At 67.3% G+C, this 25,797-nt stretch carries 31 protein-coding genes; 15 read left to right on the plus strand and 16 right to left on the minus strand.

All coding sequences use genetic code 11. The features are described from left to right. Positions 1-161: 161 nt before the first annotated feature. Positions 162-1,172: a sodium:calcium antiporter gene (locus BM310_RS17725; RefSeq protein ID WP_089810266.1), complete on the minus strand. Its 1,011-nt coding sequence runs from the start codon at positions 1,170-1,172 to the stop codon at positions 162-164. Positions 1,173-1,368: 196 nt separating this feature from the next. Here BM310_RS17725 and nrdR point away from each other — a divergent pair, with 196 nt between their 5' ends. From nrdR to BM310_RS17740, 3 genes are read left to right on the plus strand one after another with little or no spacing between them, the layout of a single operon-like run. Next, positions 1,369-1,878: a transcriptional regulator NrdR gene (gene nrdR / locus BM310_RS17730; RefSeq protein ID WP_089810268.1), complete on the plus strand. Its 510-nt coding sequence runs from the start codon at positions 1,369-1,371 to the stop codon at positions 1,876-1,878. Beyond that, positions 1,871-4,381 carry a ribonucleoside-diphosphate reductase subunit alpha gene (locus tag BM310_RS17735; RefSeq protein WP_089810271.1) on the plus strand — a complete coding sequence of 837 codons (2,511 nt, stop codon included), beginning with the start codon at positions 1,871-1,873 and terminating at the stop codon, positions 4,379-4,381. Before nrdR ends, BM310_RS17735 begins: the two co-directional genes overlap by 8 nt. Positions 4,382-4,409: 28 nt before the next feature. Further along, positions 4,410-5,402 carry a ribonucleotide-diphosphate reductase subunit beta gene (locus BM310_RS17740; RefSeq protein ID WP_089810274.1) on the plus strand — a complete coding sequence of 331 codons (993 nt, stop codon included), beginning with the start codon at positions 4,410-4,412 and terminating at the stop codon, positions 5,400-5,402. Between the two features lie 12 nt (positions 5,403-5,414). Here the strand turns inward: BM310_RS17740 and BM310_RS17745 are convergent, their stop codons facing one another. Beyond that, the gene (locus tag BM310_RS17745; RefSeq protein WP_089810276.1) at positions 5,415-6,710 is read right to left on the minus strand and encodes an amidohydrolase; all 1,296 of its coding nucleotides are present in this window, start codon (positions 6,708-6,710) and stop codon (positions 5,415-5,417) included. Further along, a complete protein-coding gene (locus tag BM310_RS17750; protein WP_089810277.1) occupies positions 6,707-7,741 on the minus strand; it encodes a threonine ammonia-lyase in 1,035 nt (344 codons plus the stop codon). Before BM310_RS17750 ends, BM310_RS17745 begins: the two co-directional genes overlap by 4 nt. Before the next feature lie 195 nt (positions 7,742-7,936). Between BM310_RS17750 and BM310_RS17755 the strand changes: the two genes are divergently transcribed. Both BM310_RS17755 and BM310_RS17760 read left to right on the plus strand, forming a co-directional pair. Then, complete coding sequence (locus tag BM310_RS17755) at positions 7,937-9,517, plus strand: PPC domain-containing protein (RefSeq protein ID WP_089810279.1); 1,581 nt, start codon at positions 7,937-7,939, stop codon at positions 9,515-9,517. A 143-nt stretch (positions 9,518-9,660) separates the two neighbouring features. After that, positions 9,661-10,458: a YihY/virulence factor BrkB family protein gene (locus BM310_RS17760; protein ID WP_089810281.1), complete on the plus strand. Its 798-nt coding sequence runs from the start codon at positions 9,661-9,663 to the stop codon at positions 10,456-10,458. 54 nt (positions 10,459-10,512) lie between these two features. On the opposite strand, the gene BM310_RS17765 is transcribed toward BM310_RS17760, so the two are convergent. After that, positions 10,513-10,923 carry a helix-turn-helix domain-containing protein gene (locus tag BM310_RS17765; protein ID WP_089810283.1) on the minus strand — a complete coding sequence of 137 codons (411 nt, stop codon included), beginning with the start codon at positions 10,921-10,923 and terminating at the stop codon, positions 10,513-10,515. 541 nt (positions 10,924-11,464) lie between these two features. Between BM310_RS17765 and BM310_RS21550 the strand changes: the two genes are divergently transcribed. Together BM310_RS21550 and BM310_RS17770 are read left to right on the plus strand one after the other, a co-directional pair. Then, positions 11,465-11,614 carry a DUF7512 family protein gene (locus tag BM310_RS21550; RefSeq protein ID WP_177232692.1) on the plus strand — a complete coding sequence of 50 codons (150 nt, stop codon included), beginning with the start codon at positions 11,465-11,467 and terminating at the stop codon, positions 11,612-11,614. Between the two features lie 2 nt (positions 11,615-11,616). Beyond that, on the plus strand, positions 11,617-12,648 hold the full coding sequence (locus BM310_RS17770) for a sulfite exporter TauE/SafE family protein (protein WP_089810285.1): 1,032 nt from the start codon (positions 11,617-11,619) through the stop codon (positions 12,646-12,648). A gap of 120 nt (positions 12,649-12,768) precedes the next feature. Here BM310_RS17770 and BM310_RS17775 read toward each other — a convergent pair whose 3' ends face one another. Next, on the minus strand, positions 12,769-13,062 hold the full coding sequence (locus BM310_RS17775; RefSeq protein WP_089810287.1) for an amphi-Trp domain-containing protein: 294 nt from the start codon (positions 13,060-13,062) through the stop codon (positions 12,769-12,771). 208 nt (positions 13,063-13,270) lie between these two features. Between BM310_RS17775 and BM310_RS17780 the strand changes: the two genes are divergently transcribed. The 3 genes from BM310_RS17780 (at position 13,271) to BM310_RS17790 (ending at position 14,777) form a co-directional block, all read left to right on the plus strand. Further along, entirely contained in the window at positions 13,271-13,516 is a 246-nt protein-coding gene (locus BM310_RS17780) for a DUF7542 family protein (protein WP_089810289.1), read from the plus strand. Positions 13,517-13,691: 175 nt separating this feature from the next. Continuing rightward, entirely contained in the window at positions 13,692-14,540 is an 849-nt protein-coding gene (locus tag BM310_RS17785) for a M48 family metallopeptidase (protein ID WP_089810291.1), read from the plus strand. After that, positions 14,541-14,777 carry a hypothetical protein gene (locus BM310_RS17790; protein ID WP_089810293.1) on the plus strand — a complete coding sequence of 79 codons (237 nt, stop codon included), beginning with the start codon at positions 14,541-14,543 and terminating at the stop codon, positions 14,775-14,777. It begins immediately after the preceding gene. A 157-nt stretch (positions 14,778-14,934) separates the two neighbouring features. Here the strand turns inward: BM310_RS17790 and BM310_RS17795 are convergent, their stop codons facing one another. The 5 genes from BM310_RS17795 to BM310_RS17815 form a co-directional block, all read right to left on the minus strand. Continuing rightward, on the minus strand, positions 14,935-15,393 hold the full coding sequence (locus BM310_RS17795) for a YeeE/YedE family protein (protein WP_089810295.1): 459 nt from the start codon (positions 15,391-15,393) through the stop codon (positions 14,935-14,937). Next, positions 15,393-15,884, minus strand: coding sequence for a YeeE/YedE family protein (locus BM310_RS17800; RefSeq protein ID WP_089810297.1), 492 nt, complete (start codon positions 15,882-15,884; stop codon positions 15,393-15,395). Before BM310_RS17800 ends, BM310_RS17795 begins: the two co-directional genes overlap by 1 nt. A 9-nt stretch (positions 15,885-15,893) precedes the next feature. After that, positions 15,894-17,087: an MBL fold metallo-hydrolase gene (locus tag BM310_RS17805; RefSeq protein WP_089810299.1), complete on the minus strand. Its 1,194-nt coding sequence runs from the start codon at positions 17,085-17,087 to the stop codon at positions 15,894-15,896. A gap of 331 nt (positions 17,088-17,418) precedes the next feature. Continuing rightward, positions 17,419-18,129: a DUF2270 domain-containing protein gene (locus tag BM310_RS17810; RefSeq protein ID WP_089810301.1), complete on the minus strand. Its 711-nt coding sequence runs from the start codon at positions 18,127-18,129 to the stop codon at positions 17,419-17,421. Further along, a complete protein-coding gene (locus BM310_RS17815; protein ID WP_089810303.1) occupies positions 18,126-18,314 on the minus strand; it encodes a hypothetical protein in 189 nt (62 codons plus the stop codon). Before BM310_RS17815 ends, BM310_RS17810 begins: the two co-directional genes overlap by 4 nt. Positions 18,315-18,539: 225 nt before the next feature. Here BM310_RS17815 and BM310_RS17820 point away from each other — a divergent pair, with 225 nt between their 5' ends. The 4 genes from BM310_RS17820 (at position 18,540) to BM310_RS17835 (ending at position 20,187) form a co-directional block, all read left to right on the plus strand. Beyond that, positions 18,540-18,782 carry a sulfurtransferase TusA family protein gene (locus tag BM310_RS17820; RefSeq protein WP_089810444.1) on the plus strand — a complete coding sequence of 81 codons (243 nt, stop codon included), beginning with the start codon at positions 18,540-18,542 and terminating at the stop codon, positions 18,780-18,782. A 3-nt stretch (positions 18,783-18,785) separates the two neighbouring features. Beyond that, positions 18,786-19,370, plus strand: a complete 585-nt coding sequence (locus tag BM310_RS17825; protein ID WP_089810305.1) for a DsrE/DsrF/DrsH-like family protein — start codon at positions 18,786-18,788, stop codon at positions 19,368-19,370. 119 nt (positions 19,371-19,489) lie between these two features. Next, positions 19,490-19,765, plus strand: coding sequence for a hypothetical protein (locus tag BM310_RS17830; protein WP_089810307.1), 276 nt, complete (start codon positions 19,490-19,492; stop codon positions 19,763-19,765). Continuing rightward, complete coding sequence (locus BM310_RS17835; protein WP_089810310.1) at positions 19,762-20,187, plus strand: type II toxin-antitoxin system VapC family toxin; 426 nt, start codon at positions 19,762-19,764, stop codon at positions 20,185-20,187. The genes BM310_RS17830 and BM310_RS17835 overlap by 4 nt, the downstream gene beginning before the upstream one ends. Positions 20,188-20,192: 5 nt before the next feature. On the opposite strand, the gene thiD is transcribed toward BM310_RS17835, so the two are convergent. The 4 genes from thiD to BM310_RS17855 form a co-directional block, all read right to left on the minus strand. Then, positions 20,193-21,026 carry a bifunctional hydroxymethylpyrimidine kinase/phosphomethylpyrimidine kinase gene (thiD, locus tag BM310_RS17840; protein ID WP_089810313.1) on the minus strand — a complete coding sequence of 278 codons (834 nt, stop codon included), beginning with the start codon at positions 21,024-21,026 and terminating at the stop codon, positions 20,193-20,195. Next, on the minus strand, positions 21,023-21,853 hold the full coding sequence (thiM, locus tag BM310_RS17845; protein WP_089810315.1) for a hydroxyethylthiazole kinase: 831 nt from the start codon (positions 21,851-21,853) through the stop codon (positions 21,023-21,025). Before thiM ends, thiD begins: the two co-directional genes overlap by 4 nt. Further along, positions 21,850-22,500 carry a thiamine phosphate synthase gene (gene thiE, locus BM310_RS17850; protein ID WP_089810316.1) on the minus strand — a complete coding sequence of 217 codons (651 nt, stop codon included), beginning with the start codon at positions 22,498-22,500 and terminating at the stop codon, positions 21,850-21,852. The genes thiM and thiE overlap by 4 nt, the downstream gene beginning before the upstream one ends. Before the next feature lie 61 nt (positions 22,501-22,561). Continuing rightward, positions 22,562-23,467, minus strand: coding sequence for an FAD-dependent oxidoreductase (locus tag BM310_RS17855; protein ID WP_089810318.1), 906 nt, complete (start codon positions 23,465-23,467; stop codon positions 22,562-22,564). Between the two features lie 131 nt (positions 23,468-23,598). Here BM310_RS17855 and BM310_RS17860 point away from each other — a divergent pair, with 131 nt between their 5' ends. Next, entirely contained in the window at positions 23,599-24,240 is a 642-nt protein-coding gene (locus tag BM310_RS17860; protein ID WP_089810320.1) for a hypothetical protein, read from the plus strand. Positions 24,241-24,269: 29 nt separating this feature from the next. On the opposite strand, the gene BM310_RS17865 is transcribed toward BM310_RS17860, so the two are convergent. Together BM310_RS17865 and BM310_RS17870 are read right to left on the minus strand one after the other, a co-directional pair. Beyond that, the gene (locus tag BM310_RS17865) at positions 24,270-24,809 is read right to left on the minus strand and encodes a hypothetical protein (RefSeq protein ID WP_089810323.1); all 540 of its coding nucleotides are present in this window, start codon (positions 24,807-24,809) and stop codon (positions 24,270-24,272) included. A gap of 40 nt (positions 24,810-24,849) precedes the next feature. After that, positions 24,850-25,782 (minus strand): PfkB family carbohydrate kinase, encoded by a 933-nt coding sequence (locus BM310_RS17870; RefSeq protein WP_089810324.1) that lies wholly within the window; start codon positions 25,780-25,782, stop codon positions 24,850-24,852. Positions 25,783-25,797 lie beyond the last annotated feature (15 nt).

Here is a 25,797-nt window from a genome sequence, read left to right on the forward strand (position 1 = left end):
TCCGGGAGACAGCCCTTTTGTTATGTCAACAGTATCGAAATATACCTTCGAACGACGGTCAGCCCGCCTCGTCCCCTCGCGAGCCCCGTCGGCGAAACGGCCCGTTTAGCGGCGCTAAATCGGGAGGTTAGCGCCGGAAGCGGCCGGCTAGCGGGGGCGGTTCACGCGCCGGGGATGAAGTTCGTGACGTCCATCGTCTCGGCGACCATCCAGCAGACGAAGCCGAGATAGGTGACGAACAGGCCGTACGACTCCCGGTCCGACAGCGAGAGGTCCGTCCGGAGGACGGTGAACAGGAGCACCGTCGCGAGCGTGAGAAAGCCCATCGTCGGGACGGCGATGGCGAAGTCGATGGGTGCCGCGCCGACGATGAGGACGCCGAGTGGGATGGCGACGAGGAGGTCGAACGTGTTCGACCCGAGGACGTTGGCGAGACTGGTGACGCCGCGGTTGCCGCGCGCGGCGCGGACGCTGACGAGCGTATCGGGGAGACTCGTCGCCGCCGCCAGCACCGTGATACCCCACAGGAAGTCGGGTGCGTCGTAGACGTCGCCGACGAACTGGATGGCGTGAACCAACTGCTCGACGGCGACGAGGATGACGGCGAGACCCGCAAGCAGCGTCGCCCACTGTCGCAGGACGGCCACGTCCCCGGCCGGTTCGGCCTCGTAGTCGGCCGTGTCGGCGTACTGGATGAAGACGTAGAGGGCGTAGAGTGCGAGCGGCATCACCGCGAGAGGCCGCGTGACGGTCCCGGTCAGCGTCGCCTCGCCGGGGTAGTAGATGACCGCCATCGCGAACGTGATGACGACGACGGAGACGGCGATCATGTAGAACTGCGCCTCCTTGTAGACGAGCGTCCGACTCGCCTCCACGTCGTCGTCGGTCAGGATGCCCGACAGCGCCGGAATGACGAGGATGTTGAAGATTGCCGACCCGACGATGGCGCCGACGCCGAGGCCGAACGACCCCGAGAGCGCCGCGAACACGACGCTCGCCAGTTCCGGGAAACTGGACCCGACGGCCGCGACGATGGCCCCCTGGACGACGAGTGGCAGTCCGTAGTACCGCGACAGCGTCTCGCTCGCCCCTTCGAGCCAGCCGCTCCCGACGTAGACTGCCGCCGTCGCGAGGAGGATGACGACGACGTTGCCCGCGAGCGATTGGACCATTCGTTGCCCCCGTCTCGGCCGCGGGTGAAATTCGTTCGGATACGCGGTGCGACGCCGAAAGACAAGTGAGATTGTCTTAGTGCAATTCTATTGGGTAAGCTTTATCACCGACTCGCCGGACACGACATATTGCGGTCGATAGCAGCGACCCACGAGATGTGGAACTAACCGGCTGGAGGGTTCAGTAGTGACAACCATGGACTGTCCCGACTGCGGACACGGGCGAACGGGCGTCGTCGACACGCGGACGGGCGAGGACGGAACGACCGTCCGGCGCCGCCGCGAGTGCCGACGGTGTTCGTTCCGCTTCACGACGTACGAGCGACCCGAGTGGGAGACCCTCCAGGTGAAGAAACGCGACGGACGCATCGAACCGTTCGACCGGGAGAAACTCGCCGCGGGCATCGAACGGGCCGCGGAGAAACGGCCCGTGGACGCCGCGGCCGTCGAGTCACTCGTCGAGGAGATAGCGCGCGAACTCGCCGGGCGGGAGACGAGAATCGTCTCCTCGAGCCTCGTCGGCGAACTCGCCTCCGAGCGACTGCGGGAACTCGACTCGGTGGCGTACATCCGGTTCGTCTCGGTGTACGAGGCGTTCTCGGACCCCGAGGAGTTCCTCGACGAACTCGACCGGGTGCTCGACGACCGGTTGGACGACGCGGCCGGCGCGTCCGACCAGACTGACGACGATTCACCAGATGGCTAGCACACAGACGACGCAGACTGACGACGTACGGACGATTCTCGAACAGGCGCGGACGGGCTACGAAGCCGTCCTCACAGACGAGGTGGTGGACCGACTCGTCGACGAGGCGGAGCGGAACCTCTACGACGGGGCGTCGACGGACGAGGTGTACGAGGCGCTCGAAGGCGTGACGACGGCGCGAATCGAGCGCGACCCGGCGTACCAGTACGTCGCCGCCGACGTGCATCGGCGGCGCTACTTCCGACGGGTGACCGGGGAGCGACTCGGAGTGGCCGAGGAGGGAGACGGTGCCGACGGTGACGACACCGGCTACCTCTCCGCCGACGCCGACGCGACGTACCGCGACACGTTCGTGTCGAACCTCGAACGCGGCGTCGAGGCGGACCTGCTGGACGAACGCCTCCTCGACGGGCGGTTCGACCGCTCGGCACTCGCCGACGCCCTCGTCCCCGAACGCGACGAGACGTTCGACTACATCGCGATGTCCACGCTGACGCAGCGGTACTTCGTCGAGACGAACGACGGCGACCCCCTCGAACTGCCGCAGGCGTTCTGGATGCGGGTGGCGATGGGGCTGGCTATCGAGGAGGACGACCCGCAACGACGGGCGCTTGAATTCTACGACGTGCTCTCCCGCCTGCTGTTCACCCCCTCGACGCCGACGCTGTTCCACAGTGGGACGACCCACCCGCAACTGTCCTCCTGCTACCTCACCACCGTCGAAGACGACTTAGAGCACATCTTCGACTCGTACAAACACCACGCGCAACTGTCGAAGTGGAGCGGCGGCCTCGGCAACGACTGGACGAACCTCCGCGCGGAGGGCGCACTCATCGAGAGCACGGGCGTCGAGTCCACCGGGACGGTGCCGTTCCTGAAGATAAGCAACGACGTGACCGCGGCCATCAACCGCTCCGGGAAGCGGCGCGGCGCGGCCTGCGCCTACCTCGAAGCGTGGCACCTCGACTTCCCCGCGTTCCTCGACTTGCGGCGGAACACCGGCGACGAACGCCGCCGCACCCACGACATGAACACCGCCGCGTGGGTGCCCGACCTGTTCATGGAGCGAGTGGCGGACGACGCGGAGTGGACGCTGTTCTCCCCCGACGAGGTGCCCGAACTCCACGAGACGTACGGCGAGGAGTTCGCGGACCTGTACGAGGAGTACGAGGCGAAGGCCGAGGCGGGGGAACTCCGCCAGTCCGAGACGGTCGACGCCGCCGACCTCTGGCGGACGATGCTCACGCGCCTGTTCGAGACGGGCCACCCGTGGATAACGTTCAAGGACCCCTGCAACGTCCGGTCGCCGCAGGACCACGTGGGAACGGTTCACTCCTCGAACCTCTGCACGGAGATTACGCTGAACACGAGCAGCGACGAACACGCCGTCTGCAACCTCGGCAGCGTCAACCTCTCGAACCACGTCGCCGACGACGAGTTGGACAGGGACGCCCTCGCCGACACCATCGAGACGGCGATGCGGATGCTCGACAACGTCGTGGACCTCTGTTTCTACCCGACCGACGAGGCGGAGTACTCCAACATGCGGCACCGACCCATCGGTCTCGGCGTGATGGGCTTCCACGACGCGCTGATGCAGACGGGGACGCCGATGGCCTCCGAGGACGCAGTCGAGGCGGCGAACCGCTGGCAGGAGTTCGTCTCCTACCACGCCATCCTGAACAGTTCCCGGTTGGCGAGAGAGCGCGGTGCGTACGAGACGTTCGAGGGGAGCAAGTGGGACCGCGGCATCCTCCCGCACGACACGGTGGACCGCCTCGAAGCGGAACGGGGTCGCGAGATTCCGACCGACCGCTCGGAGACGATGGACTGGGACCGGGTGCGCGACCACGTCGACGCGCACGGGATGCGTAACTCGAACACGATGGCCGTCGCGCCGACGGCGACCATCTCCACCATCAACGGGACGACGCCCTCCATCGAACCCATCTACTCGAACCTCTACGTCAAGTCGAACATGAGCGGCGACTTCACCGTCGTCAACGAGCGGTTGGTCGCCGACCTCAAGGAACGAGACCTGTGGGACGACGAGATGGTCGACCGCATCAAGTTCCACGACGGGTCGATTCAGGAAGTCGCGGAGATTCCCGCGGCGACGCGCGAACTGTACCGGAGCGCGTTCGAGATAGACCCGCGACACCAACTCCGCCTGACCGCCCACCGCGGCCAGTGGATAGACCAGTCCGTCTCCCACAACGTGTTCTTCCCGAGTACGGACGGTTCGCTGCTGGACGACGTGTACAAGACGGCGTGGCGACTCGGCGTGAAGACGACGTACTATCTCCGGACGCTCGGCGCGTCGCAGATAGAGAAGTCCACGCTCGACATGGCCGAGTACGGCCGGACGCAACGCCGCGACGGCGTCGGCGCGTCCGAGGGGTCCGCCGCCGACGCGGACGAACGCGCCGACGCGGACGACGCAGACGGCGACGGTTCCTCGCTCGCCCGAGTCGAAGACCCGACCTGCGACGCCTGCCAGTGAGACGACCGACTCCCGACACAGACACCTCATGCCAATCCTGAACCACGACGCGGAACACGACCCGAACAAGATACTGCCCATCGACTACGACTGGGCGCGCCAGTACTACCGCGACGGCGTCGCCAACAACTGGGTGCCCGAGGAGATACCGATGCAGGAGGACGTCGCCCAGTGGAACGGCGACGCCCTGACCGACTCGGAGCGACGGTTGGTCGAGTGGAACCTCGGCTTCTTCTCCACCGCGGAGTCGCTGACGGCGAACAACATCGTCCTCGCCCTCTACGAGTACGTCACCGCCCCCGAGTGCCGCCAGTACCTGCTCCGACAGGCCTACGAGGAGGCCATCCACACGGACACGTTCATCTACTGCTGTGACTCGCTTGGGTTCGACCCCGAGTACATGTACGGCATGTACGACCGCGTCCCCGCGATTCAGGAGAAAGACGAGTTCGTCGTCGACCTGACGCGGAACCTCGACGACGCCGACTTCGCGGTCGAAGACACCGAGGACGTGCGTGACCTCCTGCGGGACCTGGTCGGCTTCTACGTCGTCATGGAGGGCGTGTTCTTCTACGCCGGGTTCGCCATGATGCTGGCGCTGAAGCGACAGAACAAGATGGTCGGCATCGGTCAGCAGTTCGAGTACATCATGCGCGACGAGTCCCTGCACGTGGGGTTCGGCGTGGACCTCATAAACCAGATTCGCGCGGAGAACCCCGGCGTCTGGACCGACGCGTTCGGCGCGGAGGTGCGTGACCTGATTGAGGAGGCGGTGGAGTTAGAGCAGTTGTACGCCCGCGAGGCGTGCCCCGACGACGTGCTGGGGATGAGTCCCGGCCAGTTCGCCGAGTACGTGGAACACGTCGCCGACCGGCGACTCGGGCAGTTGGACCTCGACCCCAGTTACGGGACGGACAACCCGTTCCCGTGGATGAGCGAGGCGGTCGACCTCAACAAGGAGAAGAACTTCTTCGAGACGCAGGTGACGGAGTACCAGAGCGGCGGGTCGCTGGACTGGTAGCCCGCCCGACCCTCACCGCGACTCGCCCAGTCGCAGGACGGCGTCGGCGAGGACGTCCACCGCGAGTTCGAGGCTCCGTTCGTCGACGTCGAACGTCGGCGTGTGGTGGCCGCCGGGATGGTCCGTTCCGACGACGGCGTACGCCGCGTTTCCGCCGTTCTCGTTCACCCGGCGCATCAGGAACGTGGCGTCCTCGCTCGCGCCGAAGTCGGCCGACGGAATCGTCGTCGTCACGCCGGGGTGCGCCCGCGCGGCCCGTTCGACGTGTTCGGCCGTCGCCGCGTCGCTGTCGGCCCGCGGCGCCTCGCCCGTGACGGCGATGTCGACGTCACAGCCGTGACGCTCGGCCGCGGTCCGAATCACCGTCGCGCACTCCTCGAACATGTACTCCATCAGGTCGGTGTCCTCGCCGCGGACCTCCGCCTCGAAGGCGGCCCGGTCGGCGACGACGTTCGTGTGCGCGGGCGCGCCACCGTCGACGTGGCCGACGTTGACCCGCGTCGCGCCGTCGCCGTGGCGGGGGACGGCGTACAGGTCCGACGCCGCCGACACCGCCGCCTGAATCGCGTTGTCGCCGGCCTCGGGGTTCTTCGCGGCGTGAGCGGGCGTCCCGGAGAACGTCGCGACGAACCGGCGAATCGCGAGGGGTTTGACGACGCCCGCGACGACGGTTCCCGTCGGCCTGTCGAGGCCGAGGTGGACGGCGAGGAGGTGGTCCACGTCGTCCACCTGCCCGCCCGCCGCGAGGGCCTTCGCGCCGCCGGCCACCTCCTCTGCGGGTTGGAAGAGGACTTTGAACGTCCCCGCGAAGTCGCTCTCGGCGACGGCTTCGAGGACGCCGAGGCCGATGGTCGCGTGGCCGTCGTGGCCGCAGGCGTGCATCACGCCGTCGTTGGTCGAGCGGAACCCCTCTGCGGCGGGGCGGTGCGACGGGTCGTCGGACTCGGTGACGGAGAGGGCATCGACGTCCACGCGGAGGGCCACGACGGGACCGTCGCCGCGTTCGAGGACGGCCACCGCGCCCGTGTGCCCGCCGCGCATCCGTTCGAGGACGTCCGCGCGCACGCCGTGGTCCTCGGCGCGCCGGAACCACTCGTCCAGTCGTTCCTCCGCCGGCACGGACAGTCGACTGTCCGGGTCGGTCACGTCTGGACCGTACCGCACCTCGTCGACGCCGATGCGTTCGACGGAGTCGACGACGCGAGCGGTCGTGACGAACTCGCACCACGCCGGTTCGGGGTAGCGGTGGAACGCCCGCCGAATCTCGCGCAACTCGTCTCGAATCCGCCCCGAGTCGGCGGCCGTCATTCCGACCCCCCGCCCTCCCCGCAGACCGCCGCTTCCAGTTTCGACGCGGCGAGGTTGCGCCCCGAAACCTGCAGTACCACCGTCTGCCCGGCGAGTTCGTCGCCGCGTTCGAGTGCCGCCGCGACGGCGGCACAGGCCGCCCCCTCCAGGAGGAGGTGTTCCTCCCGGAGCATCGTCTCGACGGCGTCCTCGATTCGGTCGTCGCTCACGAGGACCATCTCGGAGAGGCCCTCGCGCAGCATCTCGGTCGTGAGGGCGAACGGGACGCGCGACTGGAGGCCCTCGGCGTAGGTGTCCGCGTCCTCGCGCGGGCGGAGGTGCCCCTCGGCCCACGCGTGGTACATCGCACTCGCGTTCTCCGACTGCACGCCGACGACGTCGGCGTCCGCGATGTCGCCGACGGTCAGACAGTAGCCCGACGCGCTACTGCCGCCGCCGACGGGGCAGAACAGGGTGTCCACCTCGGGGACTCGTTCGACGACTTCGAGGCCGGCGGTGGCGACGCCCGCGACGAGTGCCGGTTCGTTCGCCGAGTGGACGTAGCGGTAGCCCTCCGTTCGCGCCCGCGCTTCGGCCCACTCGCGCGCGTCGTCGTAATCGCGGCCGTGCGGGTGTACCTCCGCACCGAACCGCTCCATCGCCGCCACCTTGTCGGGGTTCGGGTCGCCCGGGACGGCGACGACGACGGGGATGTCGAACTCCCGGCCCGCGTAGGCGACGGACTGGCCGTGGTTCCCCGTACTCGCCGCGACGAGGCCGGGGTCGTGAAATTCCTCGTCGAGTCGGGCGCAGAGGTTGACGCCGCCGCGGACCTTGAACGCGCCCGTCGGCAGCGTATCCTCGCGCTTGAGGTAGACGTCGGCGTCGAGTTCGGCCGAGAGGAACTCGCTGCGGACGAGGGGCGTCTCCGGCAGGTGTCGGCTGACGACCGAACGTGCCGCGTACACGTCCGAGAGCGTCGGCGGTTCGAGGTCGTGATACGAGAACACCGTCGTCTCGTCGGGCGACTCTACGGTGTCGTACGTTGTCATAGGCCACGTTGCAGGCTGACGGATATAAATCTCCGTGAGCCGGGTCGGGACGGCAGTACGAAGCGAAGTCCTCCGTCCTGAGAGAGGTTTGGCGCGAGGATGGAGTGTCATCTCAGTTAGAATTTCGCCCGGATACGCAGTTCAATTCTGTCGCAAAAAGTGTTTAATATCTGTTACGAGCAGTTGCCGTTGCAGATGTCGAACGAAAATACCGCAGACGACGGCGTCGAACGACGAAGCGTGATACAGACAGGAGCGCTCCTCTCGGCCGGCATCTTCGCCGGCTCGCAGGGAGTCGCCGCGAACGAGGACGACTCGACAGCGACACCGACGGCCGACGGTGCCTCGGAGGGAGAAACTGTCGGCTGCGGCGACACGATAACGGGAGAGTTGACCGAGGACGACGAGAGCGGGTTCCGCGGTGACGGACACTATCAGGACGCGTATCAGTTGTCCGTCGAGGACGACGCGTTCGTCTCGCTCACGCTCTCGACGAGTCAGCCCGAGGACCCCGAGGAGGGAACGAACGACCCGTACCTCTATCTCCTCGACTCGAACGGTTTCGTCCTCGCCGAGGACGACGACAGCGGCGGGGAGCTGAACTCGGCCATCAGCCGCGTTCGGCTGTCCGCCTCCGAGACGTACACCGTCCTCGCGACGACGTACGCCCCGGAAGACACCTTCTCGTACGAGTTGGGCGTCGACTGCATCCTCGCCCTCTCTGCGGAGAAGTGGCTCGGCTGCGGCGACACGCTGACGAAACCGCTGGAGAGCAGCGACGAGACGGGGTTCCGCGGGCCGAACTTCTACCACGACGTCATCGGCTTCGAGGGGTCGGCGGGCCAGAACGTGCGCATCTCGATGTCGTCGGCCGAGGGCGACACGTACGTCTACCTCGTCGCCCCGGACGGCGAAATCGTCGCTCAAGACGACGATAGCGGGGAGGGAACGAACTCGCTCGTCACGGCAACGCTCGACGCCGACGGCGACCACTACATCGTCGCGACGAGTTGGGCCCCCGAGACGACGTTCGAGTACGACATCTCGCTCGACTGTCCGCCCGAACGCGACCCCGAGGTCATCGAGTGCGGTCAGGAGGTGGCCGGCGAACTCGCGCGGGGAGACCGGACCGGCTTCCGCGGCGACGGGTTCTACAGCGACTTCTACGCGTTCGAGGGTACCGCCGGCGACTTCGTCTCGGTTCTGATGGGACCGCCGCGGTTCGAGTCGGGCGACGCCTACCTCTACCTCCTCGACCCGGACGGACGCATCATCGCCGAGGACGACGACGGCGGTATCGGCACGGACGCGCTCATCAACCGACGGCTCGGGGCGGACGGCGAGTACACCATCGTCGCGACGAGTTTCGGCTCGGGCGAACGGTTCCCGTACGAGCTGATTCTGGGTTGTCAGTCCACCGGAGCGCCGCCCTGCAACGAGACCATCGCGTGCAACACCACCGTCACGGGGACCCTCGAACCCGGCGACCAGAGCGGCTTCCGCGGACCGAACTACTTCCAGGACGTCCACTGCTTCGACGGCGAGAGCGGCGACGTCGTGACCGTCTCGCACTCCAGCGAGGCGTTCGCCGACCCGTATCTCTACCTCGTCGACCCGGACGGAACAGTCGTCGCCGAGGACGACGACAGCGGCGGCAACCTCGATTCGCTGATTCGGGAGTACGAACTCACCCAGTCGGGGACCTATCAGATCGTGGCTACCAGCTACGCCCGAGGGGCGTCGTTCGACTACAACCTGACGCTCCAGTGTCGGTGAACTGAGTCGTCGGCGGGGACAACCGCCCCGACGCCGACGTGACGTTCTTTCCGTCGTACTGACCGGGAAGAAAACCTGAAATTCGGTGGAAGACGGTCCATCTGCCGTGACTTCTTTGTGTACTTCGGGCGCAAGTTCACGTCATGAGCACCACGTCGGGAGTCGTCTCGTCGGCCAAGGCCGTGGGCGAAGCGTTCCGCGAGAAGAACGTCACCTTCCTCGCGGGGAGCATCGCCTACAACGCCTTCGTCTCCCTCGTTCCCATCCTGTTGTTCTTCGTCCTCGTCGTCGCGTTCTTCGGAACGGGATGGCAGGACCAGATTCTCTCGACCATCACGCAGAACGTCTCGCCGACCATCGGCGACTTCATCAAACGGATGTTCGCCACGCAGGCCGACAAGGTCACCGGCTCGTCCGTCGTCGGGTTCGCCGTCCTCGTATGGAGTGCGCTGAAGATATTCCGCGGCCTCGACACGGCGTTCTCCGAGATATACGAGGTGGAGGCCGACAACTCCATCGTCGACCAGATAAAAGACGGCGTCGTCGTCCTCGTCAGCCTGCTGCTCTCCATCGCGGCCATGATAGCCGCGACCAGCGTGTTCGGGGCGTTTCAGGGGATGATTCCCTACCTCGGCGCACTCCTGCCCTTCCTGCTCGCCCTCGGACTCGTCGTGGCGTTCTTCCCGATATACTACGTCTTCCCCGACGTGGACGTCTCCGCCCGGGAGATTCTCCCCGGCGTCGTCGTCGCGGCGGTGGGCTGGGCGCTCCTGCAGGGCCTGTTCCAGATATACGTCGCTCACTCGACGGCCGGCGGTACCGACATCGTCACCGGCATCATGCTGCTTCTCACCTGGCTCTACTTCACCGGCGTCGTCCTCCTCCTCGGCGCGGTCATCAACGCCGTCCGCGGCGGCTACACGAAGTATCAGCGAGCTTGAGAAGAGGGAGTTCGACGGCCGTTCGAGTGCGTCGCCGGCGTACCGATGCGGTGGCTACCGCGACATCGCCGACCGCGCGTCGTCGGTCGACTCGCGGTCGTACTTCCGCTCGAACTCGCCGATGAGTTGTCCCATCTCCGCGTACCAGTCGTTGAGCATGCGCTGCATGTTGGTGGCAATCTCGTCCGAGTCGGCCGGCGAGTAGACGTGGTAGTAGCCGCCTTGGTCGTAGTTCACCTGCTCCTTCTCGATGAAGCCGCTCTCGAGGAGACGTTGGACCGCCCGGTACGCGGTGGACCGTTCGCGGTCGACCGCGTCGGCCACCCCGTCCACGGTGAGGGGGTCGTCGGCTGTGACGAGGGCTCTGTAACACTCCTTGTCGAGTTGCTTCAGACCGTAGAAGCACTCGAGGAGCCCCTCACATTCGATGTCCGCCTCGAGTTGCTTGGACATTGAATCGGGCATCGTATGTTCGCTCCTACGACCGCGGCGGGTATAACGTTTGTGTAGGGAATTTACAATTCTGCAGGTAAACCAACGACGAACGGGTCGAGATGCCGCGGTACGGGCCCCCGTCACCCATCGGCGAGCGCTCGGTCTCTCGGTGTCGAATCCCGTACCACACACGCTCGACTATCCGCGAAATCACTCGCCCGCCGACGCGTCAGTTTCGACCCATCCGTTCGGTGCACCTTCGTGATTCCTCGCGTTACGTGGGGAGAAATCACAATATATTCCACGATACGAGACTCGTCACTCGCGAGACGAGTCGAGTTCTCCGATTCGTCGGAGTCGTGTTCGATGACGCGCGCGCATCGGAAGCGACGATTCGTCGAGCGAGGGCGCTCGAACCCCTCGTAGCCACTCGTAACTTACACATCACTATGGGTGAGTTACCGAGATACAGTATTGTACCATGATTGCAAAACTATTATAGCCTCTGACCGGATACAGAGTGATGTGAGGATTCCATGATACGCACAAGACTGCCTCAAGGTGTCGACCGATGTTAGGGCTCGAAGGTCTGAGCGGGAACATGCTGGCGGCGACCCTCATCGGGTTGGTGCTGGTAGAAGCGATCGTGCTGTACGTGGGGTACGGCATTCTCGAATCGGCGCTGGGGAAGCGCGTGACCGACCTCATCAGGGGTATCTAACGATGGAGATACTCGGAGTCGGCGTCGAGTTGCTGACGATGTTCGCCGGATTCGGACTGCTCATCGGAATCCTGTTCGGGTTCTTCGGGATGGGCGGTTCGTTCCTCGTCACGCCGGCGTTACTCGTGATGGGGTACGCACCGAACGTCGCCGTCGGGTCCGGCCTCGCGTTCGTGTTCGGTACCTCCGTCATCGCGACGCTCAAACACCGGGACCTCGGACAGGTGGACTACAAACTCGGTGTGCTGATGATAGCCGGGACGACCGCCGGCATCGAAGTCGGGAAGATAGGGTTGGAGTACCTCCAACACATCGGACTCGCGGGTAGCATCGTCAGCATCGCCTACGTGGGCCTGCTGGGTTCTATCGGCGTGTTCGTGACGTACAACGCGGTCAAGGGCGGCGGCGGCGGTATCTCGCACGACGCCGAGGACGCCGACGCCGACGCCGACGACATCCCCGACATCGCGAAGAAGATTCAGTCGTACCACGTCCCCCCGATGATCTCCCTCCGGGGCGGCATCACCGTCTCGCTGTGGATGGTCCTCCTGGTCGCGTTCGCGACGGGACTGCTCTCGGGCTTCCTCGGCGTGGGTGGCGGCTTCATCCGCATGCCCGCGCTGTTCTACCTCGTGGGCGTCCCCGTCCCCGTCGCGGTCGGGACGGACCTGTTCGAGATCGTGTTCTCGGGCGGTATCGGGTCGTTCCTGTACGCCCAGTCCGGCGCGGTGGACCTGTCCATCGTCGTGCCGCTACTGGCCGGGAGCGCTCTCGGTGCGAGACTCGGCGCCGGCGCGACGAGCCTCGTCGACGAGGACGACATCAAGGTCTACTTCGGCGTGATGCTGCTGCTCGGCGCGTTCGCCGTCGCCGTCCGGCAGGTCGGCGACTACGTCGGCATCGAAGTGTTCGACGTCGTCAGCCTCGCCATCATCCTCGGCGCGGCACTGCTGGTGAGTGGCGCAGTCGTCCTCAGCAGCATCCGCGAACTCCGCGCCGAGGCGGTCACCAGCGAACGGTCGACCGCCGACTGACCCACCGCGACGGTCGGTCACACGCGAACGAAAGCGCGGTCCCGGCGTTCGGGACCGACTGTGGCTACTTTTCTCGTCGTCGACCGCTCCTGCGTCGAGCGCTCGGACGGCCAAACGGCGTTACTCGATGCGCGGTGGCTCCTCGTCGGTTCGCCCCGGGAGTTCTAATTCTATCTCGAGTTCGGGTTCCCCGACGCCCTCGTAGTCGATTTCGAGTTCTACCGGTTCGCCGAACGCGAAGGGGAGTTCCCACTCGTCAGTCGAAATCGTGACCTCGTCGCCGTCGCGCAACTGTTCGCCGAGGGCCACGAGGAAGTCGCCCGCCTCGCGGGCGTCGAGTCGGAACTCCTCTTCGAAGTCGCGTCCGGAACGGATCACGGTACGGTCTTCGGTCGGTGAGTCGTCGTCCGTCATCGGTCGCGTTTAGGGAGGCCTAAATAATAATTGATGCGGCCCCGACTCGCGGGCGGACCGGACGCGGATTCCGCGCGTGCCCCGAGACGACTCACCGACGCACTCGACCGACCCTGTCCGGCCGGCACGAACTCCGGCCCCCCGTGCGGTGGGCGGCGGAGACGTCGACAGATGCACTTACCCGCGTCGGCCTCGAATCTCGACTCGAATGACAACCGACGTCGTAGTTCGCTGCGCCGACTGCGCGTACGCGGCCGCGTTCGACTCGCTTCGGGCCGCCCGGACGGCCCTCGACGACCACGAACGGGAGACGGGCCACTCGGTCGAGTGGAACATCGGACGCCTGTCCGGCGGCGTCGAACGCGCCGGCGCGGACGCCGGCGTCTGCGGACGCGAGGGCTGTGCGAATCCGGACTCGCCGTTGCTCGACCACGGCGGGAGCGACGACGCGTAACCCGTTCCGTCTGAACTCGCCGTTCCCGCGGCCATCGCCTCCTCGCTCCCGAGACGACCGGCGTGCCGGCGTCTGTCGGGTGCGGTCGTCACACGTGAACGAGTCTGACACAAGTCTCATGTGTCTCGATTGGAGAACGTCTGACCGCATGAGACATCTGGGACTCAAAGTACGGATGGCCGTCGTCGGTGCCATCCTCGCGGCGTTCTATCTCGTCGCAGTCGCCGCCGCGATGGTGACGTTCGGTCAGGGCGTCCTGCCCGTCGCCATCGTCGGCAGCGTCCTCCTCGTCGGCGTCCAGTACAAGGTCGGAAAGTGGATAGCGCTCCGGAGCGTCGGCGCCGAGGACCTGTCCGAACAGCGGTACCCGCAGGTCCACCGGATGGTCGAAGAACACTCCCGGGAGATGGGTATCGAGAAACCCGACCTGAAGATAGCCCGCATGGGCGTCCCGAACGCGTTCGCCGTCGGCCGGAAGGGTGCCGGCGTCGTCGTCGTCTCCGAGGAACTCCTCGGACTGCTCGACCGCGACGAACTCGAGGGCGTCCTCGCGCACGAACTCGCGCACATCGCCAACCGCGACGTCGTGACGATGCAACTCGGGCAGGGAATCGCCTCCATCGTCGCCATCGTCGCCCAGTACGCCGTACTGCTCACGGGCGACAGCGACCTCGCGGACTTCTTCCTCGCCATCGTCGTCGGCAACATCGTGCAGTTCTTCGTGATGCTGTTCGTCCTCGCCATCTCGCGGTACCGCGAGTACGTCGCCGACGCCGACGCCAAGCGCGCTATCGGGTCCGGCGACCCGCTCGCACGCGCCCTCGAGAAGATCCACGAGGGGAACCAGCGGACCCGCGAGTCGGCCCGGAGTTCCCGACGCGGCCGCGGCCGTGGGCGAGGCGACGGCGGCGTGGACCAGCAGGTGAGCGCGCTCTGCATCTCCAGCCCCGACAGGGGTCTCCTCCAGCGTATCGTGTCCACCCACCCGCCGATGGAGAAGCGCATCCAGCGGCTCCGCTCGTAGATGGCCGGCGTCCGCGAACTACTCGCCGTCGTCCTCGGTGCCGCGCTCGGCGTCGCGGCCCTCGCCGCTCCGCGGGCCGCGCTCAAACTGTCGGTGTTCGGCGGCCCGAGCCGTCGGCGGCGAGGCGACTACGGCGCCGACGCCGCCGTCTCCGAGCGTTCGGTGTGGGTCGTCCGCGCTCTGGGCGTCGTCTGTCTGTTGATTTCGGCGTCCATCGCCGCACAGACGTACCTCTGACGGGCCGTCGGACGCTCGAAGCGCTCGGACGGCCGTCGTCGAGGCTGCCGGCGCACGCGTTTTCTCGGATTCGAGTCGTATTCGTGAGCGCGCACGGACGAGAAGGGGAAAAGGGAAGCCGGTTCGGACGACGGTTCGTCGGGGGAAAGCGCGCCGGTCAGTCGGCGCTGGTCGCGGCCGGGTCCGCGGCGTCGCTGCGACTCCGCCACAGTCCCTGCACGTACGCGCCGACGAACATGCCGGCGAGCGCCCAGAGGATGGTGACGTTCCCGATGCCGAGGCTGGCGTAGGCCGCGCCGGGACAGATGCCCGACAGCCCCCAGCCGGCACCGAATATCGCGCCGCCGACGAGGACGTTCCGGTCGAACGACTTCAGGCGGCGCTCGAAGCTCCGCCCCGTTATCGGCGGGCGACCGAGCAGTTTGGGGCCGAGGAAGTACGCCAGTCCGGTGACGGCCGCGCCGCCGAACATGACGAACGGGAGCCCCAGGTCCTCGAACTGGAGGAAGTCCAGCACGACTTCCGGACGGGCCATGTGGCTGAACCCCAGACCGAAGCCGAATATCAGGCCGCCGACCAGTATCAGCGGCATGAACAGGGGATGTCTGTCCGCCATCAGGGGCTCACCCCCAGAGCCGCGACCAGTTGCGCCACGCCGATGGCGACGAGCAGGAACGTGACGACGCCCACCAGCGACGTTCGCGACGCGGAGCCGACGCCACAGACCCCGTGGCCGGACGTGCAGCCCTTCCCCACGCGGGTGCCGACGCCGACGAGGACGCCGCCGACGAACAGCCGCCACGGCTGAACGGACGTGGTCCACGCACCGTCCTGATAGAGGAGGGCGTACACGGCCGCCCCCATGATGATGCCGAACGTGAACACCAATCGCCAGTCTCGCGAGGCGACGTACTGCTTGAACCGCGACTGGTCGGAGACGTACGAGAGCGTCGACTCGAGGAACGTGCTCGCGCCGGCGCTGATACCCGTGCCCAGGTAGATGATACTGGCGCCGAGACCGACGAACAGGCCGCCGACGGCGTACCGGCTGATGCCGTTGGGGAAGAACTCCGACAGCAACTGGAGCGGGACTGGGTCTAGTACCATGGAGCGTCGTTAGTCACCGGCGAGCGACTCCTGACTGGCGGCGCAGTTGTTCGGGCCGAGTTCGAGGGTGAACGCCTCCTCGTCGTCGGCTTCCTGCTGTCCCAGGTTGGTCGCGATGATTGCCTCGTAGTTCGCCGGACGCGGCGGCATGTCCGCCAGAATCGTCTCCACGAACTCCGCTTCGTCCATCGACAGCGCGTCCATGCGCTCGACGAGAGCACCGACCGTCGCGGTGTAGGTGCCGTCCTCGGCGGGCACAGCGGCGTCGCTGAAGTGCGCGCCGCCGACGAGCGTGTCGTCGGGCAGGGTCAGCACGCGCGTCTGTAGCGAGTCGTACAGCATCCGCGCGGCCTCGGGCGCGCCGTCGTCGCCCTCTTCGAGGTCCGGGCGGGCGACACTCTCGATGAACAGCCCGTCACCCGTGGTGAGCAGGCTGTCGCCGAGCAGGTACGAGGTCATGCCGCTGGTGTGACCCGGCGTGTAGACCGTCTCGACGACGGCGTCGCCGACCTCGAACTCGTCGCCGTCCGCCGCCGTCTCCAGTTCGTCCGCGTACGTGACGCCGCGCGGGACGGACTCCGCGGGGATGACCCCGGTCACGCCCTCCGCGTCGAGTTCGCGCAGGCCGCTGATGTGGTCGGCGTGGATGTGCGTGTCGAACGCGTACGTCAGTTCGACGCCCAGTTCCTCCGCGTCCGCGAAGTAGCGGTCGGTGAACGCCCGGAGCGGGTCGACAATCGCGGCCTCGTCGTCCGAGACGAGCAGGTAGCCCAGACAGCCCGAGGAGGGACGCTGGTACTGGTAGACGGTGCCGGGTCCGTCGTACCCGGTGACCTCCTTCCGCTCGTAGATGCGCGCCCACCCGTTCATCCCCTCTTCGAGGTGGTTCACGTCGTAGTCGAGTTGGCTCAGCTTGCTCGCGACGTACTCGCTGGCGCCGCCCTTCGCGCACAGCACGGTGACTTCGCGGTCGTCGGGAATCTGTTCGAGAACGTCGTCGGCGATCTCGTCCTCGAAGAACTCGAAGTACGGGACGTTGACCGACTCGACGTTCGGCCCGTCTATCTTCCACTCCTCGTAATCGGACGCCATCCGCGCGTCGAGGAGCGTGACCTCCTCGCCGGCGTCGATACGACTCTTGAGTTCTTCGGGCACGATCGATTCGACGGCGACCTCCGGTTCGGGGAATTCGTCTGCCATCAAGATACCCAATGGACCCCTGTAAAATAAGTATTGTGCAATCAATCCAATACCGAACAACTTGGAGGCCCACCCTCACACGAGCGAGTGCGAGGACCCACTCTGAAGCCATTCTGCTCTCAGAGCACTACAGAGCCCTAAATTCGACACATTATCGCGATTCGATACCGCCGAGTTCACGCTTCGTCAACCCGTCAGCGAACCGTCGTACGGCTCGGTAGCGCGGCTTCGCCCCCACCAGAAGACACTATATTGTGCTATTCTCGCAATCAGATTCGCGCGGTCGCGACTCGCTCGTCGGAGCGGGTTCGAGGGGGGTCGTCGGTGGCGGCGGTCAGCGGTCCGAACGCTCCCGAAGGTCCTCGTCGAGGAGTTCGCCCTCGGTGTGCCACGTTCGGGGACGGCAGCAGACCACCGCCGCGACCACGTGGAGTCCGACGACGGCCGCGGTCACGACGAGACCGGACACCGACCCCACCGCCGCGCTCTCCGGCCACGGCGTCTCGCCGAAGGCCGTCACGCGCAACAGCCACGCGCCGTTGAGCACGGTGAACAGCGCGAAGTAGACGCGCCGGAGTCTGTGCGCGAGGGCCTCTTCGGTCGATATCTTCAGGACGGGCGTGCGGTAGTCCCGCGCGAGGCGTTCGCGCCACGCCGTCTCCTCCACCTCCATCTCCGGGTCGAGTCCGACGGCCCACACGTTCTGCTGGAGGTCACGCACCCGCGAACGCCACAGGTCGTACGCGCGGTATCGGCGCGCCTCGACGAACAGGAACATCACCACCGCGGCGTCGCCGACGAGCAACACGTAGTGCGGGTTCGACGCACTGGAGAACGCCCACGTGAGGACGGCGGCGATGAGTAGCACGACCCAGTTCGTGGTCTGGTCCAGTCGCTCGCGCCAGAACTTCATCCGATGAATCTCGCCGCGGTAGAGGTGTGCGAGCGCGGAACTCGGCCCCATGTCCTCGTCGAGGAGCCCCGCCCCGACGGACGACGCCGGGTCGGGGCCGTTCGAGGGCGCGTCGGGGTCTTCCCGGGTCATCTCGCCGTCCCGTCGTCGGCGGCGCAGTCGTTCGGAGCGGATTCGAGCGCGACCGCCTCCCCGTCGTCCCGCCTCGAACGGACGTCGAGAACGAACGCACCGTCGCCGCTCGCGATTCGCTCTCGGAGTCGCTCGGGCGAAATCGCCCCGGCCGAGTCGACGCCCGCAGATTGCGTTCCGTCCATCGTTACCCTCACCTACCCGGAGAAGCCGGATAACGCTTTGCATGGTAAGTCGTGTTTTCTGCAATACTAACTGGCGTCGAGAAAGCGTGAGAGTCGAATCAGGCCGTACGAAGGTCAGAATAGACTCGTCCCGTCCGACACTCGCACAGAGTAGTGTGCATTTTTGGAACTACTACCGACACACTTTTGTTTACCCCGCCGATATTGTACGACGAGTTCAACACCATGAACGACTTCGAGATTACCGAGACGCTCGACGTGAAAGGAGAAAACTGCCCGATGCCGGTCGTCAAGACCAAACAGTCCATCGACGAACTCGCCGCAGGCGACGTGCTGGAAGTCGTGGCGACTGACTCCGGCAGCATGAGCGACATCGCGGGATGGGCGGACACCACCGACGGCGTCGAACTGCTCGACCAGAGCGAGGGTGACGGCGTCTACAAGCACTACGTGCAGAAGGCCGAGTAGAACATGAGCACGGACAGCACACCGACGCCCAGCGACGACGGCGACCAGTCCCGCGCGGAACTGGCGGCGCGCGTCGCAGAACTGGAGGAGCGACTCGCCGACGTGGAGTCGGCGACGGAGGACGAGGGGCCGCCGAAGATGTCCATCATCGCCACGAAGGGGACGCTGGACATGGCGTACCCGCCGCTCATCCTCGCCAGCACCGCGGCCGCGTTCGGCTACGAGGTGACCGTGTTCCACACGTTCTGGGGGCTGGACATCCTCCACGAGGAGCGTTCGAGCAACCTGAAGCTGAGTTCGGTCGGGAACCCGAACATGCCGATGCCGAACGCCCTCGCCACGCTCCCCGGCATGGACCGCGTGACGACGGAGATGATGAAGAAGCGCATCCGCGACAACGACACCGCGTCCATCGAGGAACTCATCCAGACGTCGCTGGACCTCGGCGTCGAGTTCCAGGCCTGTCAGATGACCATCGAACTGATGGGGTACGACGAGGACGACTTCTTCTCGGGCGTCACGACGGGCGTCGGCGCGGCGACGGCCATCCAGGACATGGCCGACGCCGACATCCAGTTGATGATCTGAGGCCGCTTTCGGCCGCAGACCGCTCCGGGTGATTCCCCCCGGACCCCCTCCCCCAGCGGACGACCTACCGAAGCTAGTTCGGTAGAAACGTATTTTTGGTAGAAAGCGCTACTGAAGCTATGGCGACGTCCGTGAAGATGGACGAGGAGACGAAGTCGTACCTCGAACGCCTCCAGGCGGAGATTCGGCTGGAGACGGGGCGGCGGGTCACGCAACAGGACCTCCTGGCGCGACTGGTCGAAGACGCCTACGCGTCGAAGGAGGACCTGATCGAGTCGTTCAGAGCGTCTTCCGTCCCCGTCGACGAGGACGCGCGCACGCGCGTTCACGAGGGAATGGTCGACTCGGGGCGGTCCACCGACGAGGACGACATCGACGAGATTCTGTACGGATGAGCGTCTTCGTCGACACGGGCGTCTTCTTCGCGCACCACGACCGGTCGGCGAGTCGCCACGAGGACGCCCGGGCACTCGTGGACGCGATTCTCGACGGCGAGTACGGCCACCCGTACACGAGCGACTACGTCTACGACGAGACGGTCACGCTCACCAGACGCCGCACCGGGTCGTTCGAGGCGGCGAAGAATGTCGGGGACCGAATCCTCGGACGCGGCCGGTTTCCCGAGGTGTTCGAGACGGTGGTCGTCGACGGCGGTCTGTTCCGCCAGAGCGTCGCGGCGTTCGAACGGTACGACGACCAGGACCTGAGTTTCACCGACGCCGCGACGCTGGCGGTGTGCGACGCGCGCGGCGTCGACTGCGTCGCGAGTTTCGACGACGATTTCGACGGACTCGTCGAACGGGTCGAGTCCGCCTGAGCGAGTCAGTTCTCGAACGCGCCGACCGTCTCGCTCGCGTCCACGAGGTGGTTCACGCTCCCGTTCTCGCCCACGTCGGCCGGCCGTTCGATGGCCGCGCGGACGAAGTCGATGCCTCGCTCGACGGCCGTCGCCCGGTCGTCACCGCGCGCGAGGCGGGCGGCGATAGCGCTCGACAGCGTGCATCCCGACCCGTGCGTCGTCTCCGTGTCGACGCGGGGGGAGGCGAACACCGTCCGGTCGTCCGGCGTGGCGAGGACGTCCCGCACCTCGTCGCCGTCGGCGACGTGGCCGCCCTTGAACAGGACGGCGTCGACGCCCCACTCGAAGAACTGCGCCGCGGCAGCGTCACGCGCCGCCGCCGAGTCGGGCCACTCGCCCGTGAGCGCCTCCGTCTCGTCGGCGTTCGGCGTCACCAGCGTCGCCCGCGCGAACAGGTCGGTGTAGGCGTCGACGGCGTCGGCGTCGAGGAGTCTGTCACCCGACGTGGCGACCATCACGGGGTCGACGACGACCGGCCCCTCGTAGGCGTCGAGGCAGTCGGCGACGGTCCGCACGGCGTCGGCCGTCGCCAGCATCCCGAGTTTCACCGCACCGACGTCGAAGTCGTCGGTGACGGCGTCGAACTGCGCGCGAATCTCCTCGGTCGGGAGGACGTGCGTCGACTCCACGCCGCGGGTGTTCTGCGCCGTGACGGCGACGACGACGGACCCGCCGTAGACGCCGAGGCGGGTCATCGTCTTCAGGTCCGCCTGGATGCCCGCGCCGCCGCCGGAGTCGCTGGAGGCGACGGTCAGCGCGTACGGGAGCGACTGCGGGTCGGGGTCGGCCGTCGTCATCGCTCGTCCACCACCCGTTCGATGCGAGACGCGGCGTCCGGCAGGTCGACGCCGTCGAGTCCGGCCACCGCGTCGAGGAAGGCGACTTTGTAGCTCGCCGGGCCCGCGTAGTCGCCGAACCGGCCGTCGGCGGCCGCCTCGCCGGCGAGTCCGAACGCCAGCGTGCCCGCGAGGGCGGCCTCCCGAACGTCGTCGGTCGCGCCGGCGAAGGTGGCGAGCGTGACCCCGAGCATGCAACCGGTGCCGACGACCCGTCCCATCATCTCGTGGCCCGCGCGCACCTCGAACGCCTCGTCGGCCGTCGCGACCACGTCCGTCTCGCCGGAGGCGACGACGACGGCACCGGTCGTCCGGGCGCAGGCGACGGCCGTCTCCGCGATGTCGGCGTACTCGCCCACGGACTCGACGCCGCGGACCTCGGCGTCCGCGCCGACGAGGGCGCTTATCTCGCCGTAGTTGCCGTTGAGCACGTCCACGTCGAGGTCGGTGACGAGGCGGTCCGCGACCCGGTCTCGGGTCGGCGTCGCGCCGACGCCGACGGGGTCCACGACGAGGGGGACGCCGTTCTCGTTCGCCGACGCCCCCGCGGCGACCATCGCCGCCTCGCCGTCCTCGCTGACCGTCCCCATGTTGAGCAGGCAGGCCTGCGCGCCTGCGACCATGTCGCCGACCTCGCGTTCGTCGTCGGACATGACCGGCAGACCGCCCCAGTGAAGCGTCACGTTCGCCACGTCGCTCACGGTCACGTCGTTCGTGACCGAGTTGACGAGCGGTTGGACCGACCGGACGGCCGAGAGCGCCGCGTCGAGGTCCACGTCGGCCGTCATCGCGCGACCCGCCCCCGTCCCTCGTCGACCGCGCGGCGAAGTCGGCGCGTCGCCGCCGCCGGGTCGTCTGCGTCGGTGATGGCCGAGACGACGGCTACGCCCGACGCCCCCGCCTCGGCGACGGCGCGGGCGTTGTCGGCGGTGATGCCGCCGATGCCGACGACGGGGATGTCGACGGCGGCCGCGACGTCGGCCAGCCTCGCGGTGCCGATTTCGGCCTCGTCGTCGGCCACGTCCTTCGTCCCGGTGGCGAAGACGGCGCCGACCCCGAGGTAGTCCGCGCCGGCGCGTTCGGCCTCGCGGGCGGCCTCGGGCGTGGAGACGGACCGCCCGACTATCGCCTCCTCGCCGAGGTGGTCGCTGGCCACCGACACCGGGAGGTCCTCGTCGCCGAGGTGGACCCCGTCCGCGTCGACGGCCGCGGCGATGTCCACGCGGTCGTTCACGACGAACGCCACCCCGGCCTCTCGGGTGAGGTCGCGGAGTTCCAGACCGAGTTCGTATCGCTCGCGCGCCGTCGCGTGCTTCTCGCGCAACTGGACCACGTCGACGCCGCCGTCGATGGCGGCACGAACCACGTCCGCGGTTCCTCGCGCGCCGGAGCGGTCCCCCTGCGTCACCAGATACGTCCGCATGGGTATATTCATCGGTTGTATAGTCTGGTGTTTAGCGGCAAAACCCTGTCGGAACCCGGGGCCGCACGCGCGGTCAGTCGTCGAGGTACGCCCGAATCCGGTCGTCGTCGATGGCGTCCAGCAGTCGGTCGGCGCCCAGTGACGCCACGAGGCGGTCCGTCCCCGCCTCGGTTCGGCGGGCTATCTCCGACTCGGTGGCGTACTTGGCCATCCGTTCGTCGATGTACGCCTCGCGCACGCGTTCGACGTGCGCGGGGTCGTACTCGTCGCCGTCGGGCGAGAGGTGCGCGTCGAAGTGGTCGCGCCACGGGTCCCTGCCGCGCCACTCGTCGGTCAGGGAGGCGTCCCGCCGCACCCAGTCGTAGTACGTCGCCACGGCGTCCCAGTAGCCGTCGTCTCTGCGTGCGTCCGCGACCAGGCGGCCGCCGACGCGCGCGCCGTGCCCCGCGGCGACGATAGCCTGGTCGTCCACGCCCGAGAGGGGGCCGGCGACGTACAGTCCCTCGAGAGGCGTCGCCCCCTCCGCGTCCGGGTACGACGGGTCGAGTTCCGTTCCGCCGTGGCCGTCGGGTTCGAGCATCTCCTCGTCCAGTCCGGCGAGGTAGCCGACGTCGTACTTCGTCGCCGCGACGACGCGCGGGGTTCGGACGACCGTTCCGTCCTGCGTCTCGACGGTGAAGTCGCCCTCGTCCTCGTCTCGCGCCACGGATTCGACGAGTTCGGCGACGACGGTGCCGCCGGCGGCGTCGACGTGGTCGTGCATCAGCGAGTAGAACGCGTCGATGTCGATACCGCCCGGGAACCCCAGATAGTTCTCCAGGTAGCCGCACCGCCGAATCGACGACCGACCGCGGTCGAACACGACGGTATCGAAACCGTACCTGGCGGCGAAGACGGCCGCCGAACACCCCGCCGGGCCGCCGCCCACGACGACCACGTCGTACTCCTCGCGCGTCGACGTTGCCTCGTCTGTAGCCATATTTTTAGGCCGGCCTAATCGTTCGTAAAGCCACCGGTCGCGCCTCGGATTCCCGACGTTCCCCGGCGGTGAGACAAACGTCCGCTTGTGTCAACGTCGTGATTATAGTTACGGACGGCGAGGATGGAGACATGGATACGACGCGACGCACGCTGCTCAGTACCTGTGGTATCGGGACGCTCGCTCTCCTCGCCGGCTGTCTGGGTGGAGGCGGCGGCGACGGCGGCGACGGGACGGAGACAGACCTGCCGACTGACACGACGGACGGCTCCGACGACACCCGGCCCAGCGGCACCGGTGGTCCCGGACTCGCCCTCGTCTCGACGGACGAACGCCCCGACGCGCCCGTTCGTCCCGAAATCGAGGTGACGCGGGACGCCGCCACGGCGGACCACCCGCCGGGACTCCGGGCGACGGTGACGAACGAGGGCGACCGGACCCTGACGCTGGGCGAGGGGCGCGCCATCGTCTTCGCCTACCGGTACGACACGTCGGACCAGTTACAGCTCCTGCCCGCGGGCGAGGACTACCCCGCCGAACCGGACTGCTGGCGTCTCACCGAACCCATCGCCGTCACGGAGGAGTACCAGATGGTGACGTTGGAGCCGGGCGAGTCCACGAGTCGGGACCTCGAACTGTACGGCGCGCCCGGCGAGGACGCCTGCCTCCCCGTCGGCACCTTCCGGTTCGAGTCGCCGTTCTCGGTGATGGACGAACCCGACGGCGAGGAGGTAGCGTCGTTCACGTGGGGCTTCGAAGTCTCGCTGGAGTGAGCGGGGCGGGCCGTCACGAGGGGGGGGCGTCAGTCGACCGCGATTCGGAAGACGGCGACGCAGTCGATGGTCGTCTCCTGACGCGTGGCGGGGAGCACGGCGGCGTACAGTCCCGACTGCACCTCGTCGTCGAACGCGTCGAACATCGTTCGCAGTCCGGTCCACGTCATCGCGCGCCCCGGACGGGTCCTGACGGTGCCGTCCGACCGACTCGACCCGGCGGACTCCGTCGGCGTATTCGCGTCCGAGAGACGCGCCCACTTGGGGCCGCTGTTTCGCCAGAGTTCCCACTCGGTCGACTCGAACTCGATGGGCCCGTCACCGCGATTGCGGACCGAAATCGTGAAGTCGAACATCTTCTGCTCGGAGTCCAGCGTCCGCGAGGAGAGGCTGACCTCGACGCCGTTCTCGGCGGCGTCGGTGTGCGAACACGATGCGGTCGACCGGACGAACCCGCCCGGCGGGCAGGGTTGCTCGGACACCGAGGGCGGTTCGCTCGCGAGGGCCGAGCATCCGGAGAGGAGACCGGTCGAACACGCGGCCGCGAGTATCTGTCGTCTCGAAGGCACGCCCGTACGTCCACTCGAGTTGATAAATCAGTTTTCCCTGTCACTCTGCGACCGCCGCGACGCGTTCGCGCGACGGCACCGCCGCCTGCACGCCCTCGCGTTCGGTCGAAAGCGCGCCCGCGACGGTGGCCAGACGGACCGCCCGTTCGAAGTCCGTCCCGGCGGCCAGTTCCGCGCCGAGATAGCCCGAGAACACGTCGCCCGCGCCCGTCGTGTCCACGGGTTCGACCGAGGGCGACGCGACGGCGAGTCGGCGCTCCCCCCGAACGACGACGCCGTCTGCCCCTCGCGTGCGGACGACGGTGCCGTCGAACGCCGCTATCGCCTCCCGAAGCGCCTCGTACTCGCCGTCGTTCGGCGTCACCACGTCCACGCAGTCGTGCGCGAGGATGGCCGCCGCACCCGCCGCGGGCGCGGGGTCGTAGACGACTAGCGGTCGGGCGTCCCGCACCGCGAGACGGTCGAGCGCCGCTCGGACCGTCTCGGCAGGCAGTTCGTTCTGGACGAGGAGACAGTCCGCAGTCGCGAGCGTCTCCGCGTGCCGGTCGACGTACGCCTCGCCGACGCGCCCGTTCGCCCCCGCGAGGATGGCGATGTAGTTCTCCCCCGTCTCGTCCACCGCGACGTACGCCGCGCCCGTCGGCCCGTCCGCCCGCCCCACGTCGTTCACGTCCACGCCACGTCGGGTGAGCGTCTCGCACACCTCGTACTCCGCCTCGTCGTCGCCGACCATCCCCAAGAGCGAGGTGTCGGCGCCGGCGGCCGCCGCCGCGACTGCCTGATTCGCCCCCTTGCCGCCGAGGTGCGTCTCCGCGTAGGCCGCGTCGAGAGCGTCCGGAAACGACGCCACCCGGACCGTCTCGCCCGCCGCGGGGAACCAGTCGTAGGCGGCCGCAGTCTCCCGAATCCACTCCGTTGACGTGTACCCCACGTGGTCGACGTTGATGCTCCCGAGACTGACGACGCGGCCCATACGTCGTCGTCGCGC

This window comes from Halogeometricum rufum (assembly GCF_900112175.1).
GTDB lineage: Archaea > Halobacteriota > Halobacteria > Halobacteriales > Haloferacaceae > Halogeometricum > Halogeometricum rufum.